This window comes from Vibrio sp. 10N.222.52.C12 (assembly GCF_041474215.1).
GTDB lineage: Bacteria > Pseudomonadota > Gammaproteobacteria > Enterobacterales > Vibrionaceae > Vibrio > Vibrio crassostreae_C.
In genome coordinates this window covers 22508-31371 of sequence record NZ_JBFRTR010000155.1, presented here as the reverse complement: position 1 = coordinate 31371, position 8864 = coordinate 22508, and the positions used below count along the sequence as shown (strand labels likewise).

10 protein-coding genes and 1 pseudogene are annotated in these 8864 nt (G+C 43.0%); all 11 read right to left on the bottom strand.

Translation table 11 applies throughout. The features are described from left to right. Positions 1 to 728, bottom strand: a pseudogene (locus tag AB4623_RS22210) (LamG domain-containing protein); the annotation flags it as partial. Next, complete coding sequence (locus AB4623_RS22205; RefSeq protein WP_017061358.1) at positions 718 to 1143, bottom strand: hypothetical protein; 426 nt, start codon at positions 1141 to 1143, stop codon at positions 718 to 720. The gene AB4623_RS22205 and the pseudogene AB4623_RS22210, both read right to left, overlap by 11 nt. Further along, positions 1115 to 1882, bottom strand: a complete 768-nt coding sequence (locus AB4623_RS22200) for a PilW family protein (protein WP_372147388.1) — start codon at positions 1880 to 1882, stop codon at positions 1115 to 1117. The genes AB4623_RS22205 and AB4623_RS22200 overlap by 29 nt, the downstream gene beginning before the upstream one ends. Beyond that, positions 1882 to 2487, bottom strand: a complete 606-nt coding sequence (locus AB4623_RS22195) for a prepilin-type N-terminal cleavage/methylation domain-containing protein (protein WP_372147387.1) — start codon at positions 2485 to 2487, stop codon at positions 1882 to 1884. Before AB4623_RS22195 ends, AB4623_RS22200 begins: the two co-directional genes overlap by 1 nt. Beyond that, positions 2477 to 2977 (bottom strand): prepilin-type N-terminal cleavage/methylation domain-containing protein, encoded by a 501-nt coding sequence (locus tag AB4623_RS22190; protein ID WP_076670562.1) that lies wholly within the window; start codon positions 2975 to 2977, stop codon positions 2477 to 2479. The genes AB4623_RS22195 and AB4623_RS22190 overlap by 11 nt, the downstream gene beginning before the upstream one ends. Positions 2978 to 3119: 142 nt before the next feature. Next, complete coding sequence (locus AB4623_RS22185; RefSeq protein WP_076670559.1) at positions 3120 to 3587, bottom strand: type II secretion system protein; 468 nt, start codon at positions 3585 to 3587, stop codon at positions 3120 to 3122. Positions 3588 to 3622: 35 nt separating this feature from the next. Beyond that, on the bottom strand, positions 3623 to 4198 hold the full coding sequence (locus tag AB4623_RS22180) for a prepilin-type N-terminal cleavage/methylation domain-containing protein (RefSeq protein WP_372147386.1): 576 nt from the start codon (positions 4196 to 4198) through the stop codon (positions 3623 to 3625). 79 nt (positions 4199 to 4277) lie between these two features. Next, the gene (locus AB4623_RS22175; RefSeq protein WP_368084834.1) at positions 4278 to 4733 is read right to left on the bottom strand and encodes an MSHA biogenesis protein MshF; all 456 of its coding nucleotides are present in this window, start codon (positions 4731 to 4733) and stop codon (positions 4278 to 4280) included. A gap of 3 nt (positions 4734 to 4736) precedes the next feature. Further along, positions 4737 to 5960, bottom strand: a complete 1224-nt coding sequence (locus AB4623_RS22170) for a type II secretion system F family protein (protein WP_004735942.1) — start codon at positions 5958 to 5960, stop codon at positions 4737 to 4739. 12 nt (positions 5961 to 5972) lie between these two features. Continuing rightward, a complete protein-coding gene (locus AB4623_RS22165) occupies positions 5973 to 7697 on the bottom strand; it encodes a GspE/PulE family protein (RefSeq protein WP_054541400.1) in 1725 nt (574 codons plus the stop codon). Then, entirely contained in the window at positions 7687 to 8862 is a 1176-nt protein-coding gene (locus tag AB4623_RS22160) for a tetratricopeptide repeat protein (protein WP_372147385.1), read from the bottom strand. The genes AB4623_RS22165 and AB4623_RS22160 overlap by 11 nt, the downstream gene beginning before the upstream one ends. Positions 8863 to 8864 lie beyond the last annotated feature (2 nt).

Below are 8864 nucleotides of genomic sequence, written 5' to 3'. Positions count from 1 at the left end.
ACAATTTTGTTTGTAGTTGAAATATTCCCTTCAACTTCAGAACTTTCAATAGTGATGGTTTCATTCGTGCTCGTTAGCTCACCAAACACGACCGACGCCTCCATTACAATTTTGTTTGTAGTTGAAATATTCCCTTGAACTTCGGAACTTTCAATCGTTATAAGGGAATTTTTACTACTTATATCTCCATCTACCTCAGAATGGCTCAACTCCACCTCATTGCTCGCGGTAATGTTACCGGAGACTTTAGAGTCAGATATCTCTACCTCGTTGTTTTTAGAGTCAATAGCCCCCACAACATTGCTATTGTGGATTTCAATATCACCTCCAGTCTCAATAAAGCCCTCAACAGATACTGAATCAAAATCAACAGGTGTACTATTACCAACAAAGCTACCAAACAGCTCTGAAAGGTTGGTTGAGTAACTTTTCCACTCAAAATCACCATAACTCGCTTCTAGATCGATTGTGGCGGACGAATTTCCTACTTTATTCTTGCCTTCAAATTGAAAGCCACCGTCTGCAATTAATACAGCATCAATATCAGATGAAAGAGTATCCCCTTTACCAAGCTTAACGATGCCATAATTACATTTATATTGGTTGCCGTTAACGGACCAGCTATTACTAGTACAAGTGGGACGGTTCACTTGAAGGACATAATCCGTAGCTAATGATGAAAAAGAGACGTTAAGTAGCACTAATATGAAAAAAAATCTAATTATCATCTCGAATACCAACCTCTACTATTCGTTGTAAAACCAAGCTTCCAACCGAACAACTTCCTTTCGAGATTAGTTGATATACATTGATACCGTTGTCTAAAACTCCAATAGACTGACAACTGACTTCCGCCCCACATTGAGCTAGCCCTTCACCTGAAAAGCTTATGCTTTGGGTGGTAGAAGCATGACAACTACCTTCTGTCGTGGTTTGATAAAATCGGCTAATGTCTATTTGTGCACCAGATCGCGCGGCCATTTCAGCCCGAGTACCAATCAGGCTTGAAATTAATTGATCACTGTTACGTTCTTGATTTTGATTGGCAACCATAGCAACCGAAGCCATAACCACTAGTATGAATATAACTAGGATTAAACCACTCCCCGATTGTTTACGGGGCATTATAGATAAGGGCATCATGGACAAATTGAATTTCCTCTCCTTTATCAGCAAACAACATTTCAAGTCTAATTAGCCCATTTCTTTGCAATTCATGTGCTAAGTTTTGAAAATCTGCGTTTTTTACATTTTCAGCCATTAATACGCCATTGCCTAATGCTTCTGGAGAGAGTAATGAGCGAGACAAGGCGTAATTAGCATAACGAAAAATACTAGAATTGACGTGACAATAAGCTACGGGAGAAAGGTAAAAATAAAGGCGTTTACCTGGAGAGCTAATCTCAAAACCTGTAGTTTGCGTTAACTCAACGTCAACCATCACTGCAGCAGAGGTATTAAAGTCAACATTCTCTTTTACCTCTGCAATTTGACCTCCTGTCGTTGGATCAAGACGCATCGTATTCGGGTCGTTAGGGTAAACAATAACTCGCTCCCCTTGAGAAATGCTTTTGTCTATTGGCAATATTCGTATCACTGCTGATTTTGCCTCTGGTGCCGGAAGTTCTTGATAAATCGCACTATTGATAATCGGCAAAAATTCAATACAATCATTTTCAATCAAAATACTGTTAGGGACGGCTTCTCTTAATTCTCGAGTCATTCGCTCCGTGACAAATTTACCTTGTTGTATCAAAGCTTCACGAGCGGTGCTATCAACATAAATCCCCATACCCTGTTGAATAACATTTCCCAAAAATAGACCTACAATAGAAAGCAGAAGAATAGTAATAATCATCTCTATCAGTGTAAAACCACGCATTAGAAATTCCCTTTAATCGCAGAAAAAGGATAGCGATTACCCTGAGAGTCAATAATCACAACTTCAACCCTCTTGTAGTGCGTTCGGATAATAGATGGCTTTCCAGACATCATCACCGTATCGTCATTAACAACAGCAGTATCATAAAACACATCGATTTCGACATTGAAATTGCGATAACCCGCATCACTGAGATCGCTATCAAGAACATCTTCAACACGTCCTCTTAAACCATGAAAATCATCAACATCATTAGCTAAGCTCTTTACCAAGTTACCATTAGCGTCAGTTTCTCCGATGTCAGGTCCCAAATCATTGGGTAACGTGCACAGTTGTTGAGCTGGGGTTGAAATTGTTGAGACTGCACATTCAGGCACTCCTCCGTTCACGCCTGAAAATTGGTCGTACCCGCGCCCCATTACTTCATCAAGCACTGAGCGACCAAGATCAGCAGCTTTAACTGATGTTATTTGTTCCGCCGTCTGAATTGAACGCGGGTACAAAGAGGCGGTAAGTCCAGCAAGAGCAAAACCAATAAGAGTAATCACAATGACCATTTCTATTAGGGAAAAACCTTGGGGGCGTTTTTTTTGTTTAACATCCATAGATATATCCTTCAGTGTTAATGCACACTGAAATTGAATCATCGTTGACAGTCGAAGATATCTCAAGCTGACAATTCGACATTAAACATTGCAGAGCTCGGCCCGAACTATCAAAATCAAGGTACGGAACATTGGTATCAGTTTGTAGCTTAAAGGCCACTTTATTCTGTGTGCCATCAACAAAACTGGGATCTGTAACGTCAGAAGGAAATACCTTGGAGCACATATCTTCAACACTAGAGGGAGACACCTGAATAGCTTGAGTTTGGTTTGGATTTAACAGCCAACGGTTACAATAATCCGAACGATTCATCGCACGGTTTTGTACTAATCGTAATGCGGCTAACACTTCGCTTTGAACAAGATAGGTAGAAAAAGAAGAGGAGCCAACATAACGGCTAGATGCGAACAGGGAAACAATACCAATCAATATAATAACGATGATCAGCTCTACCAGAGTAAAGCCGCTGGATTTGGGGCTGTTATCCATAATGAGCCTCTAACTGCCTAACGAATACAGATTATACAAGATAACGAAGCTTACGATCTTATGTATATGAATAGTTTTGATATTTGTGTAGCAGATGGAAAAAAGGCCAGCACAGGTGCTGGCCTCAATTTTAACTGATGTGCTAAGGAGCACAGTTTGAGTCTTCTACCATGTTTGCTGTTGCTTCAACGTTAGCAGCTGTTGCTTGGGTATATACAACACAGTTAGTAGTGTATCCATTAATACCAAACAATGCTGATGTAGCGCCGCTTGTCTTAATAAATTCAAAGTCCTCATCAGTACCAACACCTTGAACGATTGCTGAGATTGCTGTCGATGACGCTTCAGGATATCCAAAAACAGTCTGAATACTTTGAGTACCAAAACCAGTGCTAACTGCACCTGAAGTAGATTCAATACCTGCGATTGCAGCCTTACCGTAAATAATACCTGAAGCGCCTTGAATAGCCCCAGCTAGACCTTCAAGAGTTGCATTTTTTGCATCATCTTGCAGGTTTAGGAAACGTGGTGCCGCAGTTACAGCAAGAATACCCAGAATAACAATTACAACCACTAGTTCGATTAGGGTGAAACCGCCTTGTCTTTTCATAGTTAAGCTCTCTCTATGTTTAATTTTACGCAGACTTACTGCAAAGTTACGGTCACACGACCAGTTTTAATTTCGTAAACAAATTCGTGCTCGGTACTACCTTCTAACTGAACGTAAGTACACGTTGCATCACCTGAATTCGCTTGCGCTGAATATTTGTAATTTGAGCCACTATCGACTTCCGAAATCGCACCGACTTTAGGTGGATTTTGCAGCAAGTTTTCCATCAATTCAGAACAGGTTTTATCTGAAATGTCTTGTGGCGCGGTGCCAGAACTATTGTTCAGAGTCCATGGATAGCCATCTCTAAAATCGGTATCGACATTGTTACTGTTCTTTGATCTTGTTAACCAAAAATCAACACCATCATAATTTACAGTATTGTATGTTTCAACACCAATCTTCTCAGATGGTCTAGCTTCAGCTTCCCACTGTGCTCTTGCCGACAAAACGGCGGTTGCAAAACCACCAGCGACACCTTCAATGCTTGATTTTTTAGCCTCATCTGTCACGTCGAGGAAGCGGGGTAAAGCAGCTACCGCCAATAAACCAACGACTACGATGACGATGACTAATTCGACAAGGGAGAAACCCTTTTGATTCTTAAGCATTTTCTACCTACTCATCTAATTATTAACGCGCATTATACATTCGCGCACGTATAAAACCATACAAAAACTGTCAATATTTTCACAAAGCCAAAATATTGGCTTTCACACTAAACCTTTCTTCCTTGAGTAATATATCTATCTGATACTTATCACTATAATGATAACGACAATGAAACTGTATGTTATCACTTTTATCTTCAACACTCGGTGAACTGAGCCCTAAAATACTCTCTTGAGGGTATAATTCCTCAAGCCAATAATGACAGTCTCGCTCATCTCCTTGAGTCGGCATTATCCAGCCTGTTCTGCTATAACTTTTAGGATGTTCCGAGCCATTGTCTTGCTCAGCACCCGATAACAAATACTGTTGTTTGAACAGGTTTGCTTGCTCTAAAATTCGCTTGCTCGCGACGATCAATGCCGTATTAGTCGCTTCTTCTTCTACCGTTTTAAAGGCAGAGAGCACCCCCACAATAAGAAAAAGAATAACGACACTCCAAATAACAAAACGTGAGCGTTGTAGGTTATTTAGCATTCCCTAGCCTTTGATTGCATCCAGCATTCCCCACATAGGTAGGAAAATACCCAGAGCTAAGATCAGCACCATACCAGCCACAACCACCAATAAAATAGGTTCGATCCTTGCGGTTAAGGTCTTTAAGTCATAATCGACTTCTCGATCATAAAAATCGGATACCTCAAGTAGCAACTCATCAATACGGCCGGTTTCTTCACCCACCGAAATCATTTGTATCACCAGTGGGGTGAAAATTTCGCTATTGATCGCTGTTGAGGAAACCGTACTACCGGCTTCTATTGCGGCTTTCATCGCCTGAACTCTCAACTCAAGAAATCGATTATCCAACGCTTCCGCAGACAACGACAGTGATTGGTTCAGTGGTACACCGGCTTTTAGCATCAAGGCGAATGTGCGTGAAAAACGCGAAAGTAGCGCTCGATTCACTACCCCACCAATCACGGGTATTTTTAAGCGTAACCTGTCCCACTTTTCCAATCCTTTGTCTGTCTTAACCCATGCTTTGAAAGCAAAAATAAGACCAAAGATAACCGCGAGCATTAAGCCCCAGTAATTAACAAAGAACTCCGACATGCCAATTAAGATACGAGTTGGGAGCGGCAGATCGACACCAAAGCGCGCAAACATACTAGAGAACTGTGGAATAACCTTAATATTGAGAATGAACATCGCGACCAAAATAAAGCTGATCACGAACGTTGGATAACGCATCGCAGTCTTGATTCTCTTACGAGTCTCGACTTCTTGCTCATAGTATCCAGCTAACTGCAGTAGAGCCTGATCTAGACGACCGGTATTTTCACCAACCCCTATCATAGAAACAAACAGCGGACTGAACACCTTGGGATGCATCTGCATCGATGCTGATAATCCACGGCCATTGGTTAGCTCAGCAACCACGTCTTCTAAGGCTGCTTTCAACTGCTTATTTTCACAGTTTTGGGTCAGGCCTTTCATCGACCTTAATAGTGGTACACCCGCCTTGGTTAGGCTGTATAACTGTCGACAAAATAGAACTAAGACTTCAAGCGGAACATTTGGTGAAAACAGACTCGATACATCCATATCCAGCACTGAACCACCACTTTTACCCAGCTTGATTGAAGTGGGAATAATCCCCTTACTCATCAAACTTTCTGCGGCAAGATCTTCGTTATTCGCATCTAACTGACCAGTAACCTGGCTGCCATCAGAACTGCGACCTACATAACGATACGTTGGCATATCACTCTACCCCTACAGATAAATTGGGTCAGTGGCACCGGAAGCATCGCCTTCACCAAGATGCATGATCTCATCAAGGCTCACGACACCTTGCAAAGCTAACTCCATCGCAGAAGCCAACAACGGTTTGTAGTTTTTAGACCGCCTTGCCGTTTGAGCAAAGCCAACCGCATCATTGGCTCTGAGTGCATCCATCATGTCTTGCTCTAGCTCCAACATTTCAAAGACACCAATACGCCCTCGATAACCGGTTAGGTTACAGTTCTGGCAGCCACGACCTTTCATGAATGGCACAGCCACTTGATTAGGAAAACGTACGCTCAACCACTGCTTACGAGGTTCATCCAATTCATCCTCAACCTTACAATCGGTACACACTTTACGAACTAATCGCTGTGCCACTACCGCTCGAACCGCACTCGCGACCAAATAACCGGGAGCACCCATGTCCATCATACGCAGCGCACTGTCTACAGCATCGTTGGTATGCAGCGTACTTAAGACTAAGTGGCCAGTCAGTGCGGCTCTCAAGCCAATCTCAACGGTTTCGTGGTCGCGCATCTCACCAATAAGGATGATATCGGGATCCTGACGAAGGAAAGTTCTGAGGATAGTAGAGAAATCGAGATTGATCTTAGGGTTTACCTGAACTTGGTTCACACGAGGAAGGCGGTATTCCACCGGATCTTCCGCGGTAATGATCTTTTTGCCCGGCTCGTTTAATTCGCTTAGCGCACCATAAAGGGTGGTTGTTTTACCTGAACCCGTCGGGCCAGTGACCAAAATCATGCCATGTGGGCGGCGTAACTGTTGACGAAGTCGAACCAACAGATCACTTGGTATACCTGACGCCTCTAACTTACGAAGGCCGGCTGATTGGTTGAGAAGACGCATAACCACAGACTCACCATGTTGCACGGGCATAGTCGACATACGAATATCAACAGACTGACCTTTGGCTCGAATGTTAAAACGACCATCTTGAGGGAGACGCTTCTCTGAGATATCGAGGTTTGCCATTAACTTCAAGCGCAGTACGAGTGCAGAAGCAATATTGACTTCATTCAGCAGTGTTTCATGCAGCACGCCATCAATACGCTGGCGAAGACGCAATACGTTTGAATCTGGCTCAATATGAATATCAGATGCACCGACTTGGATTGCATCTTCAAATAGCGAGTTGATCAGCTTAACGACCGTAACTTCGTCACTGTCTTCACCAGCAATATCAAAATCAAAGGCGTCATTGACTTGGTGTTCGGCATGAAGCTGCTCAGCGAAAGACGCTATTTCTTTGGTTCGGCGGTAATAGCGATCAAAGCCATCCACTAATTGTCTTTCTTGAGCGACAACGAATTCAAGCGCGTAGTCACCTAATTGGCCAAGTAATGATTCCTGAGCAAACAAGTCCGCAGGATCACTCATGGCGACACGTAACGTATCGCCTTGGCGTCCAATCACCAATGCACGAAGACGACGAGCATGTACTTCAGGTAAAAGCTGCACCGCTTCAACATCAACAACGGCTCGACTTAAATCAATCAGAGGAATAGCGAGTTGCTGAGACAAGAAACTCAACATCTGTTGTTCTGATAAGAAACCAAGTTCAATCAGCGCATCACCTAGCTTACGACCGGTACTTTTTTGAGCAGCAAGAGCTTGTTCAACTTGGGCCTCAGTGATAATGCCTTCTTCGACGAGCAAATCACCTAGCCTTTTTCTTAATCTAATTTGCATCGCCACTCTCCTCTAAAGCTTTGATTATTTTTAAGCGGTCACGCACAAAGTTTTGCGATTGAGATGAGATTCCAATTCTGGTTAAGGCACCTTGGTATGACTCTTTTGCTGCAGAAAAATCAAGTTGACGCTCTTGTTGAATCGCTAAGCCTAACCACCAGCGAGCATTATCTGAATCGACCTCAACCAACTTTTGGTAACTTTCCAATGCCACTTCTTCTTGCTGACTCTTTTGACTCAAGGCCGCACGCATCGCCAAATAATTTTGGGTAGGGTTCGGTGGTAAATGTATTAACGGACTTAAAGCCGCTTCTGATTGATTCGCTTTTACCAGCAGTTTTGATAACCCTAAACGCAGTTTTTCACTGTTGATGTTGAGCTTGATACCAGACTGATAAAGCTCATAGGCTTTGCGAGTATCGCCTTTACCAAAATAGAGAATCGCAAGTTTCTGACGGACATCTTCATTTCTTGGGGTATAACGCAGCGCCTCGGTATAACCTTTCAACGCACCAGTAAGATCGTTCGCATCAAGCGCTTTCTGAGCTCGACCTTGTGCATTCACAGATAGCTGTTCCGGAGTTAACTCAACCTGCTCGATCAACATTCCGCTATTTTCTGAACCACCAGAGGTTATAGGCTCATTAGAGATAGACGCAGGATCTTTTTTGGCCACACTAGCAACGTAAACTGGTTGGGGGATGTCAGTCCTAATCGTTTTAGGCGTGCTTAGAGGTTTAGCCGGTGTTTGTTGTTTTGTCGCTTTTGGGGCAGACATAACAACTGATTCGGAAACACTAGGCTTAGATTGAGCGCTTTTTGCCATCGCAGTGTTTTCTGTTGAAAGGATCGCAGAGTCTAGTGTCACCAATTTCTTAGTTGGCGATGAGATAGGTTGAGCAACTTCCTGAATGCCATTTGAATCATCAACGACAGAGACTTGAACCTGTAAATCTCGAGTTGAGATTGACTGCTCAACAATAGACTGATCAATCACAGGGCCTTGCGATATCGCCCAACCGCCCATCGCTAAGCTCAAAGTAAAACCTGCAACAACCCAAACTAGGGGGGAACGCGTTTTTACTTTAGGTACGACTGCCGCTTCAATCGAAGTCGCTGACTTTTTCTTTGCCAATTCAGACAAGGCGTTGTTAATGACGCTCATAA

Coding starts and splice junctions, on each gene's coding strand:
- AB4623_RS22205 (WP_017061358.1), bottom strand. CDS start 1,143: ATGATGCCCTTATCTATAATGCCCCGTAAACAATCGGGGAGTGGTTTA.
- AB4623_RS22200 (WP_372147388.1), bottom strand. CDS start 1,882: ATGCGTGGTTTTACACTGATAGAGATGATTATTACTATTCTTCTGCTT.
- AB4623_RS22195 (WP_372147387.1), bottom strand. CDS start 2,487: ATGGATGTTAAACAAAAAAAACGCCCCCAAGGTTTTTCCCTAATAGAA.
- AB4623_RS22190 (WP_076670562.1), bottom strand. CDS start 2,977: ATGGATAACAGCCCCAAATCCAGCGGCTTTACTCTGGTAGAGCTGATC.
- AB4623_RS22185 (WP_076670559.1), bottom strand. CDS start 3,587: ATGAAAAGACAAGGCGGTTTCACCCTAATCGAACTAGTGGTTGTAATT.
- AB4623_RS22180 (WP_372147386.1), bottom strand. CDS start 4,198: ATGCTTAAGAATCAAAAGGGTTTCTCCCTTGTCGAATTAGTCATCGTC.
- AB4623_RS22175 (WP_368084834.1), bottom strand. CDS start 4,733: ATGCTAAATAACCTACAACGCTCACGTTTTGTTATTTGGAGTGTCGTT.
- AB4623_RS22170 (WP_004735942.1), bottom strand. CDS start 5,960: ATGCCAACGTATCGTTATGTAGGTCGCAGTTCTGATGGCAGCCAGGTT.
- AB4623_RS22165 (WP_054541400.1), bottom strand. CDS start 7,697: ATGCAAATTAGATTAAGAAAAAGGCTAGGTGATTTGCTCGTCGAAGAA.
- AB4623_RS22160 (WP_372147385.1), bottom strand. CDS start 8,862: ATGAGCGTCATTAACAACGCCTTGTCTGAATTGGCAAAGAAAAAGTCA.